22 protein-coding genes and 1 other RNA gene are annotated in these 25053 nt (G+C 38.4%); 2 read left to right on the forward strand and 21 right to left on the reverse strand.

Annotated features, from left to right (window positions below):
• Positions 1–45: 45 nt before the first annotated feature.
• From G7057_RS00265 to sufC, 11 genes are all read right to left on the reverse strand, one after another.
• The gene (locus G7057_RS00265) at positions 46–885 is read right to left on the reverse strand and encodes a carbohydrate ABC transporter permease (protein WP_166160516.1); all 840 of its coding nucleotides are present in this window, start codon (positions 883–885) and stop codon (positions 46–48) included.
• A complete protein-coding gene (locus G7057_RS00270; protein WP_166160517.1) occupies positions 885–1727 on the reverse strand; it encodes a carbohydrate ABC transporter permease in 843 nt (280 codons plus the stop codon). Before G7057_RS00270 ends, G7057_RS00265 begins: the two co-directional genes overlap by 1 nt.
• A 124-nt stretch (positions 1728–1851) precedes the next feature.
• Entirely contained in the window at positions 1852–3210 is a 1359-nt protein-coding gene (locus G7057_RS00275) for an ABC transporter substrate-binding protein (protein WP_227004607.1), read from the reverse strand.
• 348 nt (positions 3211–3558) lie between these two features.
• Positions 3559–4512: a zinc-binding dehydrogenase gene (locus tag G7057_RS00280; protein WP_166160518.1), complete on the reverse strand. Its 954-nt coding sequence runs from the start codon at positions 4510–4512 to the stop codon at positions 3559–3561.
• A gap of 283 nt (positions 4513–4795) precedes the next feature.
• Positions 4796–7480 (reverse strand): AAA domain-containing protein, encoded by a 2685-nt coding sequence (locus G7057_RS00285; protein WP_166160519.1) that lies wholly within the window; start codon positions 7478–7480, stop codon positions 4796–4798.
• A gap of 223 nt (positions 7481–7703) precedes the next feature.
• Complete coding sequence (locus G7057_RS00290) at positions 7704–8459, reverse strand: nucleotidyltransferase domain-containing protein (protein ID WP_166160520.1); 756 nt, start codon at positions 8457–8459, stop codon at positions 7704–7706.
• Between the two features lie 289 nt (positions 8460–8748).
• Positions 8749–10143, reverse strand: a complete 1395-nt coding sequence (sufB, locus tag G7057_RS00295) for a Fe-S cluster assembly protein SufB (protein WP_076765697.1) — start codon at positions 10141–10143, stop codon at positions 8749–8751.
• 20 nt (positions 10144–10163) lie between these two features.
• The gene (sufU, locus tag G7057_RS00300; RefSeq protein ID WP_076765695.1) at positions 10164–10595 is read right to left on the reverse strand and encodes a Fe-S cluster assembly sulfur transfer protein SufU; all 432 of its coding nucleotides are present in this window, start codon (positions 10593–10595) and stop codon (positions 10164–10166) included.
• On the reverse strand, positions 10582–11817 hold the full coding sequence (locus G7057_RS00305) for a cysteine desulfurase (RefSeq protein WP_166160521.1): 1236 nt from the start codon (positions 11815–11817) through the stop codon (positions 10582–10584). Before G7057_RS00305 ends, sufU begins: the two co-directional genes overlap by 14 nt.
• A 23-nt stretch (positions 11818–11840) precedes the next feature.
• The gene (sufD, locus tag G7057_RS00310) at positions 11841–13121 is read right to left on the reverse strand and encodes a Fe-S cluster assembly protein SufD (protein ID WP_166160522.1); all 1281 of its coding nucleotides are present in this window, start codon (positions 13119–13121) and stop codon (positions 11841–11843) included.
• A 12-nt stretch (positions 13122–13133) separates the two neighbouring features.
• Positions 13134–13916 carry a Fe-S cluster assembly ATPase SufC gene (gene sufC, locus G7057_RS00315; protein WP_076765690.1) on the reverse strand — a complete coding sequence of 261 codons (783 nt, stop codon included), beginning with the start codon at positions 13914–13916 and terminating at the stop codon, positions 13134–13136.
• A gap of 237 nt (positions 13917–14153) precedes the next feature.
• On the opposite strand from sufC, the gene G7057_RS00320 reads away from it, so the two are divergent.
• Positions 14154–14873 carry a gamma-glutamyl-gamma-aminobutyrate hydrolase family protein gene (locus tag G7057_RS00320; protein WP_166160523.1) on the forward strand — a complete coding sequence of 240 codons (720 nt, stop codon included), beginning with the start codon at positions 14154–14156 and terminating at the stop codon, positions 14871–14873.
• A 52-nt stretch (positions 14874–14925) separates the two neighbouring features.
• On the opposite strand, the gene G7057_RS00325 is transcribed toward G7057_RS00320, so the two are convergent.
• The 8 genes from G7057_RS00325 to G7057_RS00360 all read right to left on the reverse strand — a co-directional run bounded on the left by G7057_RS00325 (position 14926) and on the right by G7057_RS00360 (position 21432).
• Entirely contained in the window at positions 14926–15279 is a 354-nt protein-coding gene (locus tag G7057_RS00325) for a glycine cleavage system protein H (protein WP_166160524.1), read from the reverse strand.
• Between the two features lie 11 nt (positions 15280–15290).
• A complete protein-coding gene (locus G7057_RS00330) occupies positions 15291–15644 on the reverse strand; it encodes an arsenate reductase family protein (protein ID WP_166160525.1) in 354 nt (117 codons plus the stop codon).
• Positions 15645–15661: 17 nt separating this feature from the next.
• Complete coding sequence (locus tag G7057_RS00335) at positions 15662–16861, reverse strand: FtsW/RodA/SpoVE family cell cycle protein (RefSeq protein ID WP_166160526.1); 1200 nt, start codon at positions 16859–16861, stop codon at positions 15662–15664.
• A 101-nt stretch (positions 16862–16962) separates the two neighbouring features.
• A complete protein-coding gene (locus G7057_RS00340) occupies positions 16963–17982 on the reverse strand; it encodes a YihY/virulence factor BrkB family protein (protein ID WP_166160527.1) in 1020 nt (339 codons plus the stop codon).
• A gap of 99 nt (positions 17983–18081) precedes the next feature.
• A complete protein-coding gene (locus G7057_RS00345; protein ID WP_166160528.1) occupies positions 18082–19122 on the reverse strand; it encodes a branched-chain amino acid aminotransferase in 1041 nt (346 codons plus the stop codon).
• Between the two features lie 334 nt (positions 19123–19456).
• Positions 19457–19906: a hypothetical protein gene (locus G7057_RS00350; protein ID WP_166160529.1), complete on the reverse strand. Its 450-nt coding sequence runs from the start codon at positions 19904–19906 to the stop codon at positions 19457–19459.
• Between the two features lie 24 nt (positions 19907–19930).
• The gene (locus G7057_RS00355) at positions 19931–20875 is read right to left on the reverse strand and encodes a metallophosphoesterase family protein (protein WP_166160530.1); all 945 of its coding nucleotides are present in this window, start codon (positions 20873–20875) and stop codon (positions 19931–19933) included.
• 119 nt (positions 20876–20994) lie between these two features.
• Positions 20995–21432 carry a GNAT family N-acetyltransferase gene (locus G7057_RS00360; protein WP_166160531.1) on the reverse strand — a complete coding sequence of 146 codons (438 nt, stop codon included), beginning with the start codon at positions 21430–21432 and terminating at the stop codon, positions 20995–20997.
• A gap of 129 nt (positions 21433–21561) precedes the next feature.
• Between G7057_RS00360 and ssrA the strand changes: the two genes are divergently transcribed.
• Positions 21562–21928, forward strand: a transfer-messenger RNA (tmRNA) gene (gene ssrA / locus G7057_RS00365).
• A gap of 226 nt (positions 21929–22154) precedes the next feature.
• On the opposite strand, the gene G7057_RS00370 is transcribed toward ssrA, so the two are convergent.
• A complete protein-coding gene (locus tag G7057_RS00370) occupies positions 22155–22898 on the reverse strand; it encodes a histidine phosphatase family protein (RefSeq protein ID WP_166160532.1) in 744 nt (247 codons plus the stop codon).
• A gap of 19 nt (positions 22899–22917) precedes the next feature.
• The gene (locus G7057_RS00375) at positions 22918–24903 is read right to left on the reverse strand and encodes a fructose-1,6-bisphosphatase (protein ID WP_227004608.1); all 1986 of its coding nucleotides are present in this window, start codon (positions 24901–24903) and stop codon (positions 22918–22920) included.
• Positions 24904–25053: the final 150 nt, after the last annotated feature.

Raw genomic sequence — 25053 nt, forward strand, 5'->3', positions numbered from 1 at the left:
TATATCACTTTGGAAAGAACAGATAAAAGACTAGTCAAAGGCTAATTACCCTTTGACTGCCCCTGAGGTAATACTCTTGATGATGTGCTTTTGCATGGCTAGATAGAAAACTACCACTGGAATAATCGCTAGAACAAGCAGTGCCATGAGAGAACCATAGTCGGTATTGCCGTATGAACCTTGTAGGTATTGAATGGCGATTGGAATGGTCTTGTATTCAGTTCCTAGCAACAGGTACGGCAATAAGTAGTCATTCCAAATCCACATGGCATTTAAAATAGCTACCGTAATAACGGTTGGTTTCAAAATCGGCAGGACAACTAAGAAGAAGGTGCGTATCGGTCCGCAGCCATCAATAATAGCCGCCTCTTCAATTTCTTTAGGAACGGACTTAATAAAGCCCGTGAAAACAAAGACAGATAAACCCGAACCGAAACCCAGATAGATGAAAATAATGCCTATTGGATTGTCTAAACTTAACTGGTTGGCAAACCACGTGAGTGTAAACATCACCATTTGAAAAGGTACAATCATCGAGAAAACAAACAGATAATATAAAGATGAAGTGAATTTATTTTTAACACGGACAATAAACCAAGCTGTCATAGATGTCAATAAGACAATCGTTCCAACTGAGAAGACCGTAATAAAAATAGAATACATAAAGGCGTGCCAGAAGTTTACGGTGCTAATCCCACGTGTATAGTTTTCTAAGCCAACAAAGGTTGTTGCATTCGGTAGCGAGAACAGGTCTTCACTAATGAACAGTTTCCCCTTGAAGGAGTTAATTAAGATAAGGAAAATAGGCGCTAAAAATAGAATCGCTAGTGCCGACACAATAATGAACCAGACCTTATCGCTGAATTTTTTGGATGATGTATTCATTAGTTTTCTACCTCCTTACTACGCGTTAAATAAACTTGGGTAATGGCGATAATCCCAACGATGATGAAGAAAATGACCGCTTTGGCTTGTCCAACACCTTCCCAGCCCATACGACCGTAAAATGTCTTATAAATATTCAATGCCAACATATTCGTTGTTTCTGCGGGCGCACCATTTGTTAATGCCAAGTTTTGATCAAATAGTTTAAATGAGTTAGTTAAGGTTAAGAATAAACAAATTGTTGCGGATGGAATGACTAAGGGAATAGTCACGTCTTTTAAAATTTGTAGTTTGTTCGCCCCATCAATTCTGGCTGCTTCGTACAAATCATTTGGAATATTTTGAATACCAGAAATATAAATGACCATCATGTAGCCTATTAATTGCCAATTCATCAAGATAACCAAGCCCCAAAAGCCATATTCGGGACTATAGGTAATCGTCACACCGAAGTTATAAAGAATAGAGTTTATAATAGCTAACCACACATAGCCCAGTACAATACCCCCAATTAAATTGGGCATGAAAAAGACCGTTCTAAATAACTTCGTTCCTTTAATTGCGCCTGTCAGTAGCAAGGCTAAGAAAAAGGCGATCACATTAATCGTCATGACAGAGACGATTGTAAATTTCACTGTAAACCACAAGGCACTCATAAAGCCAGGGTCCGCAAAAGCTTTCTTATAGTTTTCAAAGCCAACCCAAGCTGCATCGACGACTGTATTAAATTCAGTGAATGATAGATAAACACCCAATACAAATGGAATTAAAAAGGCAATAATGAAGGCGACCAGTGTCGGTAAAACGAATATGGGAAAATATTTCTTTAGTGATTTGTGCAAAACCATGACCTCCTATTCAAAAAATTCATTGTTACTTTAGTTGTTTGATTGCTGTACAGCCTTCGTAAAAATAATGAGATTAGTCTTCTTAGAGACTCTAAGAAGACTAATCTATTCAGTATCATTATTGTGTTAAGGATGCTTCACGAGCCCATGAATCGATAACAGTCTCTGTTACTTCGTCCCATGTTGCTTGCTCTTGTGCATACATTAATAACGCGCTACCGAAATCATCCTTGAACTGTTCACTTGGGAATGTTGTAAATGACCACGGTACACTGTATTGCATTTCATCATTCATTGAAGCAAGGACATCTTGTGCTAATGGATCAGTTGGGAATTCATCTTCAGTAAAGCTGTTAAAGGTTGGAATGAACCCAAATTCATTAATCACATAATCTTTACCTGTTTCTGAGCTGTACATCCATTCAACAAAGTCAATTGAGGCTTGAATATCTTCTTCAGCGGCTTGGCTGTTGATTGCTAAGAAGTTTTCTGTCCCAATCGCTAGCCCTTGACTCTCTTCACCTTCAGCTCCAATATAGATTGGCATAAAGTGAACATCTTCTTCGTTTACAACGTTCCCTTCCGTACCACTAATTTGGCCCCAGCCCCAGTTCCCGTTTTGAACCATTGCTGATTTTCCTAAAGCAAATTCAGTCATTGAATCAGTCGTTGTTTTGCTTCCTAGCAATCCAGGTGCTGTTGTTGAATTGTTCAAGTATAAGTCAAAAATGTTTTGGTACTCTTTTGAGTGGGTAAAATCAATTTCACTTAAGCTATCAACATCTTTATCTTTGTATTCATAGTAAATCGGTAAGTTAGCTAAGTGAGTTTGGAAGCGCCATTGCTCACCAGATGCTAGAGATGTTGAAGAGAATACCCCTTCAATACCTAATTCATCTTTCAAGGCTGTCATATCTTCTACAACCGCTTTCAATGCATCAAAATTATTAATGTCATCAACTGATGTATAGTCTGTTTTCTTATTTGCTGAAGCAAAGTATGCGTCCATAACCGCGTTGTTGTAAATAATACCGTATCCTTCTACCGTAATTGGTAAGCCGTAGACACTCAAATCTTCTGTAATGGCTAAGTCTTTATCAACTAGCCAGCTGTATAAGTCTGTTTGACTTAAGTCTAATGTGTAGTCTTTCCAATTATTGTAGCCAATTGGTCCATTAATAAAGAACACAGTTGGCGGTGCTGATTTGGTGATTTCCGTTTTCAAGGTTTGCTCATAGGTACCACTCGCTGCCGTTACCATTTTCACTTCAATACCTGTTTCTTCTGTATAAGCTTCTGCTAAATCTTCAATCGCATCTGCAATTTCAGGTTTAAAGTTTAGATAGTAAACAGTCCCTGCATCGGCTGTTTCGCCACCGTCATTTCCTGAACCAGCATTAGAATCAGATCCACCACATGCTGCCAATAATGTTGCTGCACTCATCATTGATAATAAAGAAAGTAAAGATTTTTTCATATTAATCTCCTCAATTCTCTTAAATTTTTCCTTGCTCATATAAAAAAATAAAAGCTTGTTCATGATAATGAAATTATTGCCCTTTCCACCCCTCCTTAGTAGCAGAGCACCCGATTGGAAAACGATTACACTAAGCAAGTAGAAATAACTCGCAAAACGATGACGGCAACAAAGCCAGTAATCATCGATAGGCAAGCGCTTTCGCTATATATGAAGAATATCACTATTCATTAAATTGGACAATAAGAATTTCAGTTAAAAAAAAGACAGTTTGTCTAATTTTCCCAGTCTTATCGCATTTGATACCGATAACAGAATTTCAAAGAAAGTAGGCAAACTGTCTTACTTCTAACGATCCATTACTGCAACCAAACGACCTGTCACTTTATTATCTTCTAACAACTGAATCCCTTCTGGAATTTCATCAAATGTAATCTCTGTTATTTTTGGATGGAGCTGTCCTTTAGCAATCATATCGTAGACCGCAACAATATCTTCCTTCGTTCCACCATTACTGCCGACTAGTGTTGCCTGTTTGGTAATCATAGACGTCACATTAATGGTCGTTTCTAATTTACCCATGCCGACCAGCACCACTTTACCTTGGAAGCCAACTGATTCTAGCGCTTCCCGAGTCGTAATATCAAAGCCAGCGAAGTCAATAATTACGTCTGGCTGATAATTCGAGATTTCTTTCACATTTTCGAACACAGCAGTCGCGCCTAATTCCTCTGCCAAAGCTCTCGCATTTGGATTCGTATCGATAGCATAAACCTTCGCTCCTTTAGCCAGAGCTGCTTCCAGCGCAATCTGTCCAAGACCGCCAATCCCAATCATCCCAACAGTCATGCCCGCTTCAACGCCACCCTTTGTAAAGGTTGCGTTGTAAGACGTCATCCCAGCATCCGTTCCAGCTGCCGCTTGAGCAAAAGACACCCCATCTGGAATCAAAATTAAATCCTCTGCCGGCGCCAATACTTTGGTGCCAAATCCACCGTCATAATGATAACCCGGTGTCGTTTTACTAGGGCCAGTCGGGCAAACCGCTACCTTGTCACCTACCTTAAAGTCGCTAACCCCTTCACCTATTTCAGAAATAACACCTGCTACCTCATGTCCCATAATAATCGGTAAATCACCAAGTAATTCTAACCAACCTGGATCCCTCAACACACCCACATCAGAGTGACACAAACCTGCAACCTTGACATCTATTACAACCTTACCAGCTTCAACAACTGGATCAGCCTTTTCAATCAGTTCTAACGGTTCGTTTGTTCCTACAAATTGCCAGCCTTTCATAGCGATTCCTCCTTTTATCTTGATACATTAAGTGTATAGGAGTTATCGGGATTTTGCAACGCAGTTTGTGAAGGTTAGAACTTTTTGGTTTGGTTGCGCTGTTTGAGAGGTTCGAGGTTAAAAATCGGAGTGAAGCTCTTTATTTTGGAAAAATTAAGAGGTTCAGGCGTGGAAAGTCGCTTGAACCTCTCTTTTTTGGATAAATCCAGAGGTTCGAGAGCCGAAAGTCAGTTGAAGCTCTGAATAAAGAAGCAAAGGTAAAAAAACTCCAAAATTAATTTCCTTAATTCTCATTGACATGACTCTTAATAATGCACTCGTTTAAAAATGATAATGTTTTTTTCTCAATATTCCCCTCAACTGTCTTAAGTCTAAGCAAAGGAATGTCTGTTTTCTGCAAAATAGCATTTTTTAGTACATCTCGCTCTTGCTGCACCCTATTTTCATGACTACTACCATCAATTTCAATGACACCTATTGGATTCTTCCCGACCTTATAATAAATGACAAAATCACAACTTGCTTTTTGTTTCATAAATTCTAATTCTCTTTCATTAAATAAATTATTCTTAACTGAGACAAGCTGAATTAAATCAATCTGCATATGAAATTTTAAAGACATAAATTCTTCTTTCTTTAAAATGTCCTTTAATACGGCAGCCATAATCCGCTCAGATTTAAAATATGAATCTTTTAAATTCAATCTATCATTTAATTTTTCTAGAGAACGATCGTACTCATTATACAATAAATCAAAAGCTGAAATTACAGGACTATCATGAACATGGTCATCAGGAGCATAGTATTTAATATACCTAACTAAAGCCGCTAAGCTTCGATTGTTCCTTGTAAATACATCATCGCCAGTTACTAAAGTGAACTTATTAATCGCTCTTGAAACGGCTACATTAACTAGATGTGGATCATCTACAAAATTAATAGAGTTTTGATTATTTTCTTTCTTATCCAATACTGTTGAAAAAATAATCTCTTTGCATTCTCTTCCTTGAAATTTATGAATAGTCGCTCTAGCATACTTTTCTGGTAAATAAGCTCCTGCCAAGTTGACTTGATTATTATAGGGTGCAATAAAACCAATATCTATTTCATCAGACCTACCAACTTCAATTAGAGACTCGATTTCCCTCAAATTAGTTCGTTTTCGGGCATGATTTCCTTTAGATGTGGTAATAAGCTGAATCGAAGATTCTCCTTCATCTATAGTCATCGGTATTAGTTTATTATTATAAAATTGCTGATTACAAAACTGGATGATTTTGGGATGACAACGGTAATGTTCTTTCAATAAGGTTATTGGAACTTGATCATTAAATAACTTAACAAATGAATCTAACAAACTATACTTTGTACAATCATAATATTTAGAAGGAACCGCAATGTCTGTTTTTTCTGGTATATGTGGAAGTTGCTTACGATCACCCACAACAATAATATTTTTTGCACATCCCAAACTTAAAATACCTGGAACAATGTCTTGTTGAGATGCTTCATCAATAATGACATAGTCCAATACAGCTCCATCCGCTATTGAATTAATAATCGAATGTGTGCTACTACCAATTACAGGAAATCTCTTGATAAAATTAGAGAAATCCTTTTTGTAATTATCGCTGGTAAAACTCGAATTCAATGGAATTGTCTTGGATAATTCTTGATTAAGATATCGCATTGATTTGTCAGTTAAGTCTTCTAATAATTGTTTGAAGTTATCTTTCTTCAAATCATTCTTATACTTTTCTAATTGCTGCTCTTTTTGTTGTAGCTTTATTTCATAATAATAATACTGTAAAGAATAAATAAAATTTATTCGTTCAGTATAAGTATCTAAAAATTTAGTTCTAAATATTCGAAAATCTAATAACAGACGAACCCTCTCTTTGAAAGAAAGTTTTTTTGGAGAAAGGAAGTTCATATAGGCAAGTAAATCAGAAGTTTTCTCTGGACTCAATTTGTATCTACCAACATTCATTAAACTTCCACGTTCATTTTCCTCATACCATTCTTCTAGGTGTTTTTTCTCAATAGATAGCTCACTGATTTCTGCTATCAATTGTGCCACTATATTTTGTGTAGTTAGGCCTGTTCTCACCTTTACCAAAATCTCGTCAATTTCCTCTATAGTAATAGCTTCAGAATCCGAATTATAAAGTGGCACTTCCTTCAATGCTGAAAAGAATTCTGTTTTATTATTTGAACTCCCTAGTTTGGCAACAAGGTAATCTAATTCTTTTTTTTTCATCTTTTCATATACATTTTCAACTGCTGGATTGTTATTTGATACAATCGCCACTGTTTTTTTATTCACTAAAATATTTGCAATGATGTTCAAAATAGTTTGTGTTTTTCCAGTACCAGGAGGGCCTTCAATAATGCTAATTTGGGAAGAAAAAGCATTTTCAACTGCTTCCAATTGACTCTCATTTAAACCAAACGGAAAAATATAATGCTCCAAAGAATCTCTAATTTCGTTCTTACCATAACAATAAGCATGTAGAGCAGTTCCTTTAAAAGGAATAACTTTATTCAATTGTCTCTCTATATTTTCGGCCATAGGTTTATTCTTTGGACTAGCCTGATTAACACGCTCTTTCACAATTTTAGTAAAATAAGAAAATATATTTTCGTTTTTCAAGCTAGAATTCTCAATAATATTTACGTTCTCCGACTTCATAACATACTTTTTTGGATCATTTGGATAGTTTACAACAAGATATTTATCACCATATTCAGTCGCTTTATCTATTTGATGATAAATGTTTTCTTCGCTAGATAAAAGTCCTGCCTCTATTTCATTTTGCGGTGTAATCTTACATAAGTCTAACGGTTGTGTAAATGATTTACCTGAGGGAAAATCTACGGTCACCATCAATTGGTTTCCTTTACTCGAGAGTCTCCAGTCTGTTATTTGATTCGTTTTATCCTGTTCATTCATGTATATTGAAAACATTCGATACCGCCTCAATTATAATTTATATAAAATAAATTATATCAAACAAAAATAATAATAGATGATAAAAGAATATTTTATTTGGTTAATTTTATAATTTTTCTACGCTTAGGACATCTATACGAAAAAAATATAAAGTAATTACCTGTTTTGTTTACTAGTATTCTTAATCGTTTTTTATTTGCCATATTACTAAATTCTCTACTATGGTGAATTATAAAAACTACTCACCTAATAGTTTCAAGAAAAACTCATTCAGTGGTTCCCAATTGATATCATTTTTATCTAGTGAACTTTGAGCCTTCTCTTCTAGATTATCAATATTCTCTTCGATATATTGATTTAAGACATCTATTCTATCCACTAAATCTAGCTCGTTAATTGATTTCTTCTTTTCTAAAAGGTCATATACAATAGGCTTTAGATCAGAGCTTAATTGATCTTCAATTAATTTTTCAAACTCCATAGGTGGATTGCTATTATGTTCTAGAACCCAGTTAGCAGCTAAAATTGGTCTTAATACATAAAAATATTTTTTAGCCGTTACTTTATTGTTCTTCAAGTATTCACGATAGTTAGATTTTGCCATATTCCAATAATGATAAAGTAGCTTCTTATCAGAAAAGTAAGATGGTAATAGCTTTCTTAATTCATCAGCCTCAGACGTTTCATAATAAACGATTGGGGATGAGCACCACTCAAATAATGTAGGATTCGATTTATACAGTAATCTCAAAGCCTTTTGAATATCCCACCCGTTAATGTCTAATGTTTCATCAAGTTGCCACTCTATAACATCTCTTAGACCTTCCAATTTCAAATAATCATCTTTTTCTCGTAGATAGATGAATCTCACGTCATAATCACTATCTTTTGACTCAAAGCCCCATGCTCTGCTACCCGACTCAACCGCTAGGATAACTTTAACCTTTTCTCTTTTTTCAACTTCTTTAATTTTCTGTTTAATTATTTTATTCATAATTCCACCTTCTATTCTCTGAGATGATTGAAAAACAAATGAACTTCCAAACTCTCCCAATCTTTTTGATAATATTTTCCAAGTAACTTAGGTGATTTATTCATTTTTTAGAGTTAATATTCCTTATATTTATTGTTTAGATCTCATGTTACTAAAATCAAAAGAAGACGTAACTCAAAAGTTTGCTGATTATATCAACTTTTAAAAATGGTATTCAATAAGAATCTTAGACAAAAAATAAAAAAGCTAGAACGCTATATATCAACGTTCTAGCTCTACTTTTAGATTTTTACCCGACTGACCCTTCCATCTCATATGCAATCAGTCTGTTCAACTCAACTGCATATTCCATTGGAAGTTCTTTGGTGAATGGTTCAACGAATCCCATGACAATCATTTCTGTTGCTTCTTGTTCGCTTAGTCCGCGACTCATCAAGTAGTATAATTGTTCTTCTGAGATTTTTGATACTTTGGCTTCGTGCTCGAGTGCGACGTTGCCGTTGTGGATCTCGTTATATGGGATGGTATCTGATGATGATAAGTCATCCATAATAATGGTATCACATTCGATATGTGAAATTGATCCTTCTGATTTTTTACCGAAGCGAACTTGGCCACGGTAGTTTACTGCGCCACCATCTTTGGCAATTGATTTTGAAACAATTGAGCTTGATGTTTGTGGTGCGTTATGGATCATTTTTGCGCCTGTATCTTGGACTTGTCCTTCTCCTGCAAAGGCAACAGATAACATCGTTCCACGAGCGCCACGTCCGTTTAGGTAAACACTTGGGTATTTCATAGTCGTATGGGCACCTAAGTTACCATCGATCCATTCCATTGTGGCGTTCTCATAAGCGTGAGCACGTTTGGTTACCAAGTTATAAACGTTGTTCGACCAGTTTTGAATGGTTGTATAACGGCAGTAAGCGTCTTTCTTAACCACAATCTCAACGATAGCTGCATGTAAACTGCTCTCTGAATATGTTGGTGCAGTACAGCCTTCTACGTAGTGAATGCTTGCGCCTTCGTCAACAACGATTAAGGTACGTTCGAACTGTCCTGATCCTTCGTTGTTCATACGGAAGTAAGTTTGAAGTGGTACTTCACACTTCACGTTTTTGGGCACATAGATAAAGGTTCCACCTGACCAAACAGCTGAGTTTAGGGCTGCTTCAAAGTTATCCGTTGGTGGGACAACTGTTCCGAAGTGCTCTTTAAAGATTTCAGGATAGTCTTTTAAGGCCGTATCTGTATCAGTAAAGACAATGCCTAATTTTTCAAATTCTTCCTTCATGCTGTGGTAAACGGCTTCTGACTCATATTGAACCGTTGTTCCCGCTAGGTAAGCACGTTCTGCTTCTGGGATTCCGATACGTTCAAAAGTATCTTTAATTTTTTGTGGCACATCATCCCATGTGCGTGCCACACGGTCTGTTGCGGTTTGGTAATAAGTAATATCGTCAAAATCAAGGCCTGACAAGTCTGGTCCCCAATCTGGCAATCCTTTTTTACGGTAAACGTCTAATGCTTTTAGACGGTAGTCTAGCATCCATTGTGGCTCATTTTTTTTCTTAGAGATTTCATGAACGATCTCTTCAGACAAGCCTTTTCCGGTTGTGTAGATTATCTCGGCATCATCGGAGAAACCAAATTTATAATCGTCCACTACAGGTACTTCACTCATTATTTATTCCTCCTTTATGATCACTGGTTGTTTAGTAGTTGTTCTAATGCTTTCCATGAGAGTGTGGCGCATTTGATTCGCGCTGGGAATTTAGAAACGCCGCCTAACACTTCAGCGTCGCCTAAGTGGTGGTGTTCTGTTTCGAGTTTCCCTTGAACCAATAGCAAGAACTCTTCAATCATCGTTTGTGCTTCTGGGATGGTTTTTCCTTTTATCTGCTCAGTCATCATACTGCCGCTAGCAGTGGAAATCGAACAACCGTGTCCTGAAAACTTCACATTTTCAATTCGGTCGCCGTCCATTTGCAAATGAAGTTGAACGACATCCCCACAGGTTGGGTTATTCAATTCAATCATTCCCGTTGCTTGTTCCAATTCGCCGAAATTGCGCGGATGGGATGAGTGGTCGAGAATGACATGACGGTATAAATTTTCTAGTCTAGATAAAGCCATTAGTGAAAAACTCCTTTATGGTCTTGAGCGACACAACGAATTGGTCCACATCTTCTAAGGTATTATAAAAATAAAAACTGGCACGGGCAGTTGCCGGCGTGTCTAAGTGTCTCATTAGTGGTTGGGCACAATGGTGTCCGGCACGAATGGCAATGCCTTCCATATCAAAGGCGGTTGCTAAATCGTGAGGATGAACGCCATCTAAGTTAAAGGTAACAATCCCTGAGCGCTTGCGGTGGTCTTTTGGTCCATAAATCGTCAGCCCTTCAATATCCGCTAGTTGCGGCATTAAATGAGCTATTAGAGCTTGTTCATGGGCTTCAATCTGATCCATTCCAATCGCTTCAAGGTAATCAATGGCTGCTCCTATTCCAATCGCACCAGCAATATTAGGTGTCCCTGCTTCGAACTTCCAAGGAAGCTCTGTCCAGGTTGACTCTTGGTCATAGACGAAATCAATCATCTCGCCACCAAACTCGACTGGTTGCATTTGTTCGAGAAGCGTTTGTTTGCCATATAATACACCAATTCCCGTTGGTCCGCACATTTTATGCCCACTAAAGGCGAAGAAGTCCGCTTCTAAAGCTTGAACGTCTACCTTTTTGTGTGGTACACTCTGCGCCCCATCAACGACAATATAGCCGCCGACTTGGTGAATGAGTTCAGCTAAATCGGGAATGTTGTGGGTTGACCCCATCACATTGGAGGCATGACAAATCGCCAAAATCTTTCCTTTTTCAGAAATGATGTCCTTAGCGGCTAGGAGGTCAACGACACCGTCTTCCGTAATCGGTAAATAGACCAACTTGGCTTGCTTGCGTTTGGCTAATTGTTGCCATGGCACCACATTAGAGTGGTGTTCCATTGGTGTAATATAAATCTCATCGCCTGCCGACACAACTAAATCGCCAAAGCCACTGGCCACCCAGTTTAATGCAGTGGTCGTTCCTCTTGTAAAAAGGACTTCTTTTGTAGAGGCTGCATTGATGAATGACCGTACCTTTTCACGACTGGCTTCATAAGCTTGTGTCGCTCGTTCTGCCAGAGTATGAACGCCGCGATGGACGTTGGCATTGTCGTTTAGGTAGTAGTCTCGTAATTGATCCAAGACAGCAGTCGGCTTTTGTGTAGTCGCTGCATTATCTAAGTAGATCAATGGTTCATCATTGACAGTTTGAGACAAAATAGGAAAATCTTTTTTTAATGTATGAGAATCGAGCACTGCAATCAGTCCTTTTTTATCGCTTATCGGCTTGCGGTTAGTTTTTTGTCAATCACATCAACAAGTTCATCACGGATTTCTTTTAGTGGAATAGCTGCAATAACAGTTCCGAGGAATCCACGAATAACCAAACGTTCTGCTTCTTCTTCTTGAATCCCACGACTCAATAAGTAGAACATTTCTTCTGGATCCACACGGCCAACGCTGGCAGCATGTCCTGCGGTTACTTCGTTTTCGTCAATTAATAGAATTGGGTTAGCATCACCACGAGCTTGTTCAGACAACATTAACACACGGCTTTCTTGCTGTGCATCTGCGCCTTTCGCTCCTTTGATGATATGGCCAATACCGTTAAAGGTTAAGGTTGAACGGTCTAAAATAACACCGTGTTGTAAAATATGACCGATTGAGTGGTTACCATAGTTGGTTACGCGTGTATCAATCCCTTGAATTTGACGACCAGTTGAGATGGCAACAGCTTTAATTTCGCTGTGTGAACCGTCTCCCATTAAGTCAGAATCAAAGTCACAAATCACGTTACCGTTATTCATAACGCCAATTGCCCATTCAATAGAAGAATCTTTCGCTAAATGGCCACGGCGGTTAATGTAGGCTGACGTTTTTTCACCTAGGTGGTCAACAGCAGAGAACTTCACTTGTGCGCCTGTTTTGGTAATCACTTCAACAACGACGTTAGCTGTGTTTGCTTCTGAGCCTTCTGTTTGTAGTTTCTCCACATAAGTAACCGAGCTATTAACATCAGCAACAATTAAAACGTGCTTAGCAAATGTCTCGTTGACATGGCTGTTTTGAATGAAAAGTGATTCAAGTGGTTCAGAAATATGAACATTCTTCGGTACATATAAAAAGACACCACTGTTCATATAAGCTGCATGGTAAGCAGTCAAATTGTTTTCATCTGCTTTTACTGCTTGCGTCATGAAGTGTTTTTCAACTAGCTCAGGGTGCTCCTTCATAGCAGTAAAGATGTCCGTAAAAATAACACCTTGTTCGACTAATTCTTGTGGCAGTTGTTCAAATAAGGTTACTTTACCGTATTGAACAATCTTACCGTTATCACCTTGTGCATATTGGTGTTGCTGGCTATTAATTAATTCTTCACCATATTCAGTATCAATCTTCTCGTCCATAAGTGGCCAACGATGGAAGTTTACTTTTTCAATTGTTGGGAATGGCAAGTTTTGAGCTTTTTCCGCCATATTTAGGCGTAATTGACTCATCCAAGTAGGCTCTTCTTGGAAAGCCGAGAAGGTTTGAAGATGGTTCAACTTTTCGTCTTTCATTCTCTCGTCCTCCTACTCTTCTTCTTCGATTGTAATATCTAGTCCTAGTTCGTCACGAATACCGCGGTAGCCTTCTGCTTCCAAACGTTTCGCTAAGTTTGCATCACCAGATTTTACAACGCGACCATCCATCATAATGTGAACGTAGGTTGGTTCGATATAGTTTAATAGACGTTGGTAGTGAGTGATCATTAAGACACCAAAGTCACTGCCATCTGATAACATCGCATTAATCCCTTTTGATACAACTTTTAGGGCATCGATATCAAGACCTGAATCAATCTCATCTAATAGCGCGAATTTAGGTTCAATCATCATTAGTTGAAGAATTTCATTACGTTTCTTCTCTCCACCTGAGAACCCTTCGTTCAAGTAACGCTCTGCCATTTCTTCTGGCATGCTTAATGTATCCATATGTTTATCTAATTTTTTAATGAAATCCATCACTGACATTTTATCGTCTTCTTCACGGCGAGCATTAATCGCTGCGCGCATGAATTCAGCATTAGTAATTCCTGTAATTTCGCTTGGGTATTGCATCGCAAGGAAAAGACCGGCACGTGCGCGTTCGTCCACTTCCATCTCTAATACGTTCTCACCATCTAACAATACTTCCCCTTCTGTGATAGTATAGCTTGGGTGTCCCATAATTGATTGAGCTAGGGTAGATTTCCCTGTACCGTTAGGCCCCATGATAGCATGGATTTCTCCTGTATTCATAACAAGGTTAACACCTTTTAAGATTTCTTTATCTTCAATTGAAACATGTAAGTTTTTAATTTCTAAAGTAGACATGAACGCTTTCCTCTCCTTCTTATCTTTACAGCAATTCTCATTTCTTTATCATTGCATTATAATCATTCTAAACTAACTGAGAATGATTCGCAATAACTTCTCGCAGAAGTCTTGTATAATAGGCTATTTTTGGTTATTTATAATCATTCTTATTTACATCAGACAACAGTCTTTTTAAAACTGTTGATTTGTGGCATAATAAAAAAGACTATTATTTAAAGGAGCTGCATGTTTAACATGAAAAAAATTATTGGAATTTCTGGCAATCAACTCTTACAGGTCACAACTGCCTTTGAAGGAAATTCCGTTTCCTATACACCTCATAATTTCGTTAGCGGCGTTCAAGCTGCTGGAGCTAGTCCGCTGATCCTACCAGTTGGAAGTGAAGAAGATGCTGAGCGTTATGTAAGTTTGATTGATGGCTTAATTTTAACGGGTGGTCATGATGTCAATCCTATGCATTACGGTGAAGCACCTCACTCAAAATTACAGGCTATTTTCCCTCAGCGTGATTTATTTGATCTCGCTTTATTAAAAGCAGCTATCAAAAAAGGCATCCCTGTTTTAGGAATTTGTCGCGGTATGCAAATCGTCAATGTTTATTACGGTGGCAGTTTATACCAAGACCTAGACAGTCAATACGAGCAAACGCTCATTCAGCACGTTCAACGCTCTTCCTTTCATATTCCGATTCATATGGTCAGTGTTGAAAAGGATAGCTATATCGCTGAGATAACGGGTGAATCATTGATGGTTAATTCCTTCCACCACCAAGCCCTTAAGGAAGTTGGAAAAGGATTAAGGGTTGTTGCCAATAGCCCAGATGGTATTATCGAAGCGGTTGAGGATATGGGTTCAAATGTGGTTGCCATTCAGTGGCATCCAGAAACCATGATCCCTCATGATGCTGTCAGCCAAGCTTTCTTCAATGATTTAGTCGCAAGAGCTGAAGGATAACTAAAAAGAGAGTCATCAGGATTTTAACTCATCCTGATGACTCTCTTTTGGCTTATGATAAGCCTGATTCGTTATTTAACTGTGAAAATGCTGTTTCATCAACATCTGTTAACTTAACAATCCATGTATCGTTGCGATCTTGGCTGTTTAATTGTGAAGGATGATCAGATAAGTCTTCATTCACTTCCACGATCGTTGCATCTAGTGGCAAGGTTAATTCGGTAACAGCTTTTGCTGCTTCAACACCAATTAAGGTATCATCTTTTTTAATCTCACCTGTTGATGGTAAGTCGATAAAGCTGACTTCACCTAGATCATCTTGACCTTTATCAGATAAACCGACAACAACCTGTCCGTCTACCTTTTCAAACCAAAAACCGTCTAAACTATATTTTAATTCTGCCATTTCTGTTCCTCCTAGACCCAAATTTCACTGTATTGGTCTTCTTTGAAACCAACTGTGACCTCTTTGCCATTTGTAACAAACGGCCGGCGGATTAGCATGCCATCATTAACAAGATAAGCGACAGCCTCTTCGGTTGTCAAGTCGTCCAGCTTATCCTTTAAGCCAAGCTCTTTATATAAGTTACCGCTCGTATTGAACAAACGACGTCTCGTGATTGTTTCGTTTTCCAATAATTGCGTTAATAGTTCTTTACTCGGTGTTTCTTCTTTAATATTTTTCCAGTCATAAGCAATGTTGTTTACATCCAACCATTTCTCTGCTCGTTTACACGTCGTACATGTTGGGTGTCCGTAATAGACTAACACACACATTCCTCCCTTTTCTACATACCGTAGTGTTCTGCTTCATCTGAGAACATATAAGATTTATAGTGGTACCGCATTGACATGACCAAACCAATTCCCATCATGTTTCCTAATAAGGATGATCCCCCTTGCGAAATAAACGGCAGTGGAATCCCTGTTAGCGGTAAGAGTCCGATTGTCATCCCAATGTTTTCTAAAACGTGGAACAAAATCATCATAATCACGCCTGTTGTCATGTAGGCATAGAACTCGTTTTGCGTGTCAAAACAAATGCGAACCATTTGGTAAATGAGTAAAAAGTAAACTAAGACGACGAAACAGCCGCCGATAAAGCCAAAGTTCTCACCAATAGTAGCGAAAATCATATCCGATTCGCGAACGGGCACATAAACTTCTGATACACCAATTCCCTTACCAAACAGCTTACCTGATCCAATGGCCTTCATACTTTGAGCCAATTGGAAGGCGTCTCCTCTACTATCCGCAAATGGATCGAGCCACGAATCGATTCGGGCAAATTGGTAATCCATAAAGCCTAGTTTGATAAGGAGTTGTCGGTCGTAGACAACTAAGAAAATCAGTAGCGCACCTAAACCACCGATAATTAAGAAGACTGGCAGTAAAATTTTCCACGATACACCAGACATTAAGGTCATTCCGATAATAATGGCCATATAAACCAATACGGTTCCTAAGTCATTTTGGACCATAACGAGGACAATCAGTGGCAGCGACCATGCGGCAATTTTAGCTAACAAGAAACAGTCAGTTTTAACTGTTCGCTCTTCTGTTTCCATATTATGCTTGGTAATCACTCGTCCTAACATCATAATGAGTGAAATTTTAACGACTTCTGAAGGCTGAAAGGTAACAGGTCCAAAGGAGAACCAGCTCTTAGCCCCTTGACTAGCGGCCATCTCTCTATCATAGAAAATGAGGACTAATATCAATAAGGCCACCCCAGCAAAGTACGCAACAGGAGCCAATTTCCACAGTTGCTCCGAGTCAAAATTCATCATGATGATGGCAACAATTGTTCCAACCGCATACCAGGCAACTTGCATAATAACCGGACGGATAGCTGGACTACTACTCATTAGGTACATGGTTGAATAGAGTGTCACGATACTAATAATAGCTAGCAACATGACCGCTAAGATGATGCCATAATCAATTTTGGACACATCTTGTTTTGAATTTTTTTGTTGATTTCTCATGAGTGATTCCTTTCTTTCTAAATACAACGTCATTAAGTTATTATATAGATAAAAACCAATAAAATAAAGGTAAGAATCTTTAAAGGACTCTTACCTTTTTCTTAACGTTGCCAGTCAGAATAATCTTCTTGTCCGGGCAAGTCTTTCGTCTTCACTTTTAAACTTTCTTTGGTTAATCTTTTTCTTAAAATTTGTTTCGTTGCGAGATAGTCCTGCGCTTTATCAGAATAGACAACTGATAAATAGGTTTCACCTTCATCGAGGATAATTTTATTTTCATGGGTATAGTCATAAATAATAACGTTCAAAATGCCGCCAACAATAAATACGCTACTGATTAAGTAGAGCCAAATCATCAAAACAATAAAGACACCTATCGCACCGTTCCCAATCGCTTGACCTCCCGCAAATCGGATGTATAAGGTAAATAGTTGGGAAACACCAAGGAAGCCTATCGTTGCTAAAACGGCACCGGGAATCGCAAATTTAAAGGACCACCTAACATTTGGCACAATAAAGTAAATAAAGGACATAATCACCACTAAGACGACTAATGCAACAAGCCAGCGGAAATATTCAAAGGTGGTGATGATGCCGACGAGGTCGACTGGTAATAGATTTTGGACTAAGTTTAAAATTTCTCTACCGAAAACAAAGATAAAGGAGACCGCTCCAATTAAGAAAACAAACGAGACTGTAATCAGAAAGGAGAAGATTCGGGTCACAATAAAATTCTTACGTTCTTTAGCATTATACACTTGGTTGAGAACGCGTTGGAAAACGGTAAAGGCTTTGGATGCCGGCCAAATCGATACGACCACCCCGATTGAAACGACACCGCTACTCCCACCACTGAGATAGCCTTCTAATATAGGTAGTAAAACAGACCCCACTTCAGCCGGCACACCCATTTCTACATATTCGAGGACTTGTTCGGTTGGTATCGGCAATAGCGGAATGATATTCCCTAATGCAAGTAAAATGGGAAAGAGTGCCAAAAGAATATAGTAAGCTAATTCTGCGGCCTGTCTTCCCATTTCGGCACGCTTGAATTGGGTCATGGCGATGCCAAGTATTTTCCCAAAATCAAGTTTTTGATTTTCCTTTGATAAAGCAGCCATGTCTCTCACAACCTTTTGTTTTGTTAGCTTTATCTTACCAAAGGCTGTGGCTGAGGTAAAATGAAACGGCCGATTCACTTGGAATCAGCCGTTTTATTTTTATTCAAATACGTCGTAAATCCAGCCTTCTGGTCCTTCAATATCACCAAATTGAATAGCTGTTAGTAGCTCATACAACTTCTGTGTAATCGGTCCAACTTCCGTTTCCGAATAGAAGACATGGAACTCATCATGATTTTGAATGCCACCAATCGGAGAAATAACAGCAGCTGTTCCGCAGGCTCCCGCTTCTTTAAATTCATCCAAACGGTCGACATAAACATCACGCTCTTCTACCTTCATGCCTAATAAATGTTCAGCAATATGTAGAAGTGAGTATTTGGTAATACTTGGTAAGATCGACGGCGATTGCGGTGTTACAAAAACATCATCATGAGTAATCGCAAAGAAGTTAGCTGAACCAACTTCTTCAATTTTTGTATGCGTAGCTGGATCTAAATAAATACAATCACTAAATTCACGGTCATGAGCAAGTTGACCTGGCAGTAAACTTGCGGCATAGTTGCCACCTACCTTAGCTGCACCTGTACCATGAGGAGCAGCACGGTCGTAGTCAGACACAATAAAGTTGGTTGGTGCTAAACCACCTTTGAAATAAGGACCAACCGGCATTACAAAAACAGAGAAAATATATTCTGGTGCAGGTTTTACACCGATATTATCGCCCACGCCAATCAAATATGGTCTAATATACAAGGTACTACCTGATTCATAGGGTGGCACCCAAGCTTCGTTAGCGCGAACCACTTGTTTCACGGCATCCACGAATTTATCGACCGGCACCGTTGGCATCATCAAACGTTCACAACTTTTAATCATGCGTTTGGCATTTTCATCTGGTCTGAAAAGTTGGATATCGCCCTCTTTTGTTCGGTAAGCTTTTAAGCCTTCAAAACAAGATTGACCGTAATGGAGGGCAGTAGAGCCCTCACTAATGGTAATGGTATTATCTGTTACTAATTGGCCATCATCCCACTGACCGTCTTTCCAATAAGAGATATAGCGATAGTCTGTCTTCATATAAGAAAAGCCTAAGTTTTCCCAATCTAAATCTACGGTTTTAAGATTTTCTGCTGTCATAGTTATTCCTCCAGTTTAACACTGATATTTTTGCTAAAAAGAAAAGATGGACTGCTGCTAAGAGCGGGCCCACCTTTCACAACGAGCCCTTACTCAACAAGAAGAGGACTCTTATTTTTGTTTATCACAAAATAGAATCCTAAGGCTCAATATTCACAAAAATGACAGCTTGGAGTACTAAGATGCTGTTTTTAAACATGTTTTTTCTAGTCATTGCCATTATACTATTTTGCATCTTAGTTCCTCCTCTCGTCATTTGACTATTGATTATGTAGCTATTCTATATTTCTAATGAGAATAAGTCAATGGTATTTCTAATTATTCTCTAATTTTATTAATTAGCAGGGTAATCGACATACTCATTGGTAATAATATCCAATTCCTGTACATTTCCTGTTTCATTATCGTATCGGAAAAATCCTCTTGAGCTAGCCGCTGCGTCACCATTTTCACGAATATTAATAGTCACGATTTCTCCTTCTACACCATCAATCAGGTAAAGGAAGTCATCACCTTCTTCTAAACCAGTTAAATCTGAAATCGCTGTTTTTGCTGCTTCAATTTTTGCTGCTTCGTCATGGTTTAATTCCGTGTCAGTTGATTCGTCAGTTGATTCAGCAACTGATTCACTTTCAACTGCACCGTTCGTTGATTCTTCAACCGATTCAACTACCGCTTCTGAGCTACTTTCTGCTGAACCCACATTTGGATCAGTTGTATCGGTACAGGCTGCTAATAATAAAGTCGCACCTAATAATAGTGAATATTTTTTAATATTAATCATTCAATCCCTGCTTTCTTTTTCTTATTATCGTTTAGCTGTATCACTTTCGAGCGAAAGAATACCTTGATAGTCGGGGTGTTTCATATCAAATTCAGATACGTGGGCCGGTCCTCGCATCACTTCGCGAACCACATTTAATAGACCATCTTCATTAGCCTTTATTTTCCATCTGACGAGCTGAATAATCTCGCCATTTAATTCCAAGGCCGTAATAATCGTCGGATAAACACAACACCCAATGTTAAAGTAAGGCAATGTAGCTGTCTTTGGAAATTTAAAGCGATGAGTATGCCCACAAATGAGCATCATCTTGTTTTCCGCAATCCACTTGGAATAATTTTTTTCTATTTTGTGGCGGCGATGAATATTTTTAACGGGACTCACTGGATTTCGAATCCCAAAGGCATGTAGAAAGCGCCAAAAATATTTCAACGACAGCATGGTTAACATCCAAAATTGATCGTTGGGGGCATCCCCTTGATGACCGTGAACAGTAAAAATTTCTTGCCCTGTCTTCTTGTGTTTTAAAACAAGGGCTTCAATCGGCTTCAGGTCTTTTAGAAAATCAAAAAAAGTCTCCGAATACTCATCGTAGTTGCGGTAGTAATGCTTTTCGACATAGTGCTGATGCTTCATATAGATATTGTGATTGCCATACATCATAATAAAACGATCATCATCGTAGAATTTCTTAATCGTTGAAAAGACTTCTGGATGGGCGTTTTTGATGTGTTTGACATCTTGATATTCCCACAGTTCATCCCCATCACCAGCTTCGACATAGGTGTACCCATTTTTGTAATAGTAATCAATGGCGTACTGAAAAATATTGCGGTTGCGAGTGAATTCGTCTGATAAACTGCCATCGCCTCGGTGTTGATCACTGATGAATACATATTTAGTCGTCTCATCAAAGACTTCCACCCTTGCACCTTCATAGGCAGCTGTTAAGCGTTGTTTGGTAAACATAGCTTTCACTCCTCATCTACTCTTTTCTTGCGAGTAACAATAAAGCTCTTAGTTTAATTATACGTGAAGAATGATTAAAATAAAAATATGTCGCAAAAACTTGAGAAAAGCTTAACCTGCTACACGAGAGATTTTTCCATTCGAATATGTCCTACTGGCGCAGATAGCATAATATAAGGTTCTCCAACGGTATGGTAGCCCTGCTTTTCATAAAAGCCTTGCGCTGATAGTCGTGCTGCTAGATTAACCGATTTAGCCCCTTGGCTGTGGCCTATTTTTTCTAATTCGTTGAGTACTAATCGACCAATCCCGCCTTGTTGTTGTCGTGTATCCACGCAAATGTAGTCAATGTGATAGTCTTTATTTTGTAGTATCGCAATTCCTACGCCTAATAAAGTGGTGTCGCTAAATGCACCAATAATAACGGCTTCTTCTTCATTCGTTAAATCTTCGTCGTAAATGGATAGGCCTAGCGGTTCTCTCATTATTGTATTTCTGAGTGCTATCGTTTCTTGGTAGTCGGGACTTCCGTAAGCCAGTTGTTTTAATAAGACCATCATATCCCCCCATATATCGTTTAATGGTAATTATACGCCATTATGCTGGAAAAAGTGACTTATTTGACAAATTAATGCTTTACGGTATAATTAATTGTACTCAATATGAGTAGCCCTTAATCTGATTAAGGGGATGTTACGGATTCGACAGGTATAGGTCGAGCTTTTGACGCGCTTCGTAGGTTACGGCTACGCAAAAACGTTCCAGTTAAATATAACTGCAAAAACAAACAATAACACTTTAGCTTTCGCTGCGTAAAACCAGCTAGCTAAGATCCTCTTGGTATCGTCCATGTACTCAAGTAAGGGTCTCAAACTTAGTGGACTACACCGTGACTTTCCACCTGGAGGAATCGGAAGAGACTAATCAGGTTAGCGTTGTGTAACGCCTGTTAAACGGCTAACACGAGGCGAACTCCAAATTGTTTAACTATGAGCGTAGACTTGGAAGTGCCGATATATTTGGACGCGGGTTCGACTCCCGCCATCTCCATACTATTCCAGAGCCGTCTGGAATGCGAAAGTCCTTGATTTTTATCAAGGGCTTTTTTGTTTGCCCTCTTTTATAGGAAAAGCGGTCTTTGCAAACGATTATTCATTTGCAAAAACCGAAATAAGCTGAAAAACGGTAGTTGAAAACCAATTTTCGTTTGCAAAAACCGAAATAGCCAAAAAACCGGTCTTTGAAAGTAAATGATCACTTTCAAAGACCGGTTTCGTTTTTATTCGTCTGTTTCTTTATCAGATGGCAAGATTTTATGGCTCGTAGGCTCATCATTGCCACCCGGTGTATTGTCTGGTGCGAAATGTTCAGTACTATTGAATTTTTCTAAATGATAGAAGCCATCATAGTAACTGACAACTGAAATACTGGCATTATCTAAATGACGATCGATTTCGAAATCTGGAATAAGAGCATGGATTATGTTTCGAATGGTCATCCCATGAGAAACAATCAAAATGTTTTGCCCAGAATCGCGATGCTTATCAATTAACTTGATTAAGCCACGTTCGACACGCAACCAGAATGTTAAGTAGTCTTCTGCTTCGTGGTACGGATCCATTTTGCGCATTCCGTTTAATTCTTTAATAACAGATGTGTTATCTGAGTAATCAATCCCATTTTCAAATCCTAAAAACTGGTGCAGCTGCGCCCATGTTTCGGTCGCATCCAAACCTTCATATGAACCAAAGAAAATTTCTCTAAATTCAGGCATTGCTTTCACACTCGGTGTGTCTTTGTGTTCATTTTCATTTAAAATGATTTGTGCTGTTTCAAATGTTCGTCTTAAGTCACTGCAGTAAACAGCATCAAACTTGATGTTTGCTAGTCCTGCTCCACTGCGTGATACATCGCGTTTCCCTCTATTAGTCAAAGGAGCGTCTGACCAACCTTGCATGCGATTGTACTGATTTAAGTAGGTCTCGCCATGTCTCATAAAATAAAATGTGACTCCCTTAGTCATCTTACACCTCTTTAAAAATCTATTTCGTTTTGACAGTTTCGACAATACGTCCTTCTTGATAGGCCAACAATAATTTTTGTAAATCTTTGACTTGTTGGGTTAAACGCACGCCGACATCTGTTTCACGTACTGTTTTTCGTTCTAGTTCTTTGTCCACTACTCGACGTGTAGACACAATATCAATTTCATTAAGCAATGCGTCCGTTACCGAAGTAAAGGGTTGATGAGAAACGAGTTGCATACCAAATGAATTATATAATAAGGTATAGCCCGCTAAACCGGTTGTATCTTGGTAAGCTTTTGAAAAGCCACCATCGATAACGATAAGCTTACCATCAGCCTTCAGAGGATTTTCCCCACGCTTTTCTTTAACTGGCGTGTGGCCATTAATAATATGACCTTTTGACGGATCCAAATCAAATTCTCTTAAAATCATTTCGCAAGTTGCAACATTGTCCCGCTCTTTGTAGTAGATATTTTTCTCTTCAAGATGGGTTGCTTTATCTTTGATATACAAGCGTTCAAAGGTCGTCATCTTATCTTTTCCGAAAAGTGACGAGGCCTTTCCTTCCCATTGATACCAGATATAATCAAGATTTTTTTGGTTGCTTAGGCCTTTTTTACGGTTTAAGTAGCCTTTTCTCAAAATATCTTCGTATTTATCTAGCAAGTTTTTTCCGCTATATGACTTATTATTAATCGTCATCTCCATAAAGCTGCCATCTTTATTAAGTGGTACACAGCCATGGAACAGCAGGTTATCATTATATTTAAGATAGAGGCTTCCCTTGCTGTATAGAAATTGGGTATGCTTGTGAAGGCGTTCTGAGTTCATAAAGCCGTCTGTCAACCGTTGAATCACCACTTCTTCTTCAGCAGTGAGTTTGTAGGGATCGTTTGGATCAATCGTTGGAAAGTAATCACACGTTAATGGGTATTCCTTACCATCTAGACGAATGGTTCCTTTTTCGTAATCAATATCAGACAGTAACAAGCGATCATTCATTTCAAATTCAGGATGACGCTTAATGATCTCGCCTTCCAACTTAAATTGGATAATCGAAATCGCTTGATTCATCTTCGCAATTTGACGAATTTCTTCTGGATAAATTTTTTCTTCCGAGTCTGGATTGATTTTTGGCATAAATGGTTCGTAACGATCTTCTGTATAATTCATTTCTGAAAATAGCATCAACGACCGCAATGAGATTCCGTAAGCATCTTCGATAATTTCAAGATTATCGTAGCGCGCACAAATCCGAATTACATTCGCTATACAAGCTGCTGAACCACTCGCTGCACCCATCCATAACACGTCATGATTTCCCCATTGAATATCTAATTCATGACCATCCATTAACGTATCAATAATACGGTCTGGGTATGGGCCACGATCATAAATATCACCAACTACATGTATATGGTCAACCACTAGTCGTTGGATAACATGGGCAAATGCAGAAATTAATTCTTTTCCTCGTTTTAAAGAAATAACCGTCTTAATAATCTTATCATAGTAGTCTTCTTTATTCGACATTATCGTATCCTTGAACAAGAGCTCCTCAATAATATAGGCATAATCACTTGGCAAGGCTTTTCTAACTTTAGAACGGGTATATTTAGACACAACAAAGGCACAGAGTTCTGTAATGCGTGTCGTTGTCAAAATAAAGAATTCTTCAATTTCTTCCTGACTCTCAAGTGAAGCTACAATTAAATCTATTTTCTTATCGGGGTAATAGACAATGGTAGCGAGCTGATTCATTTCCTTGGTGCTTAAACGGCCTTGGAAAACCTCTTTAATTTTTTCTTTAACGTTACCTGATCCATTTCTAAGAACATGTTGAACAGCATAATATTCCCCGTGCAAATCACTAATGAAATGCTCGGTCGCTTTGGGTAAGTTCATGATCGCTTCTAAGTTGATTATCTCGGTAACCGTATCGGCAATCGTTGGATATTCTTTCGAAAGTAATCGCAGGTATTTATCTGTTTGAACAATCATGGTCTAACCTCCATACAATCATCGTTATATTTATCATATCTTTTAAACCGTCAAATGAACAGTCTAAATTAGACATTTGATGAAAGTATTTTAATAAATACGCATTTTTGTCACAAAAAAAAGAGAGTAGTTTTCATAAAAACTGCTCCC

The sequence above is a fragment of the Jeotgalibaca arthritidis genome, assembly GCF_011100465.1.
Lineage (GTDB): Bacteria > Bacillota > Bacilli > Lactobacillales > Aerococcaceae > Jeotgalibaca > Jeotgalibaca arthritidis.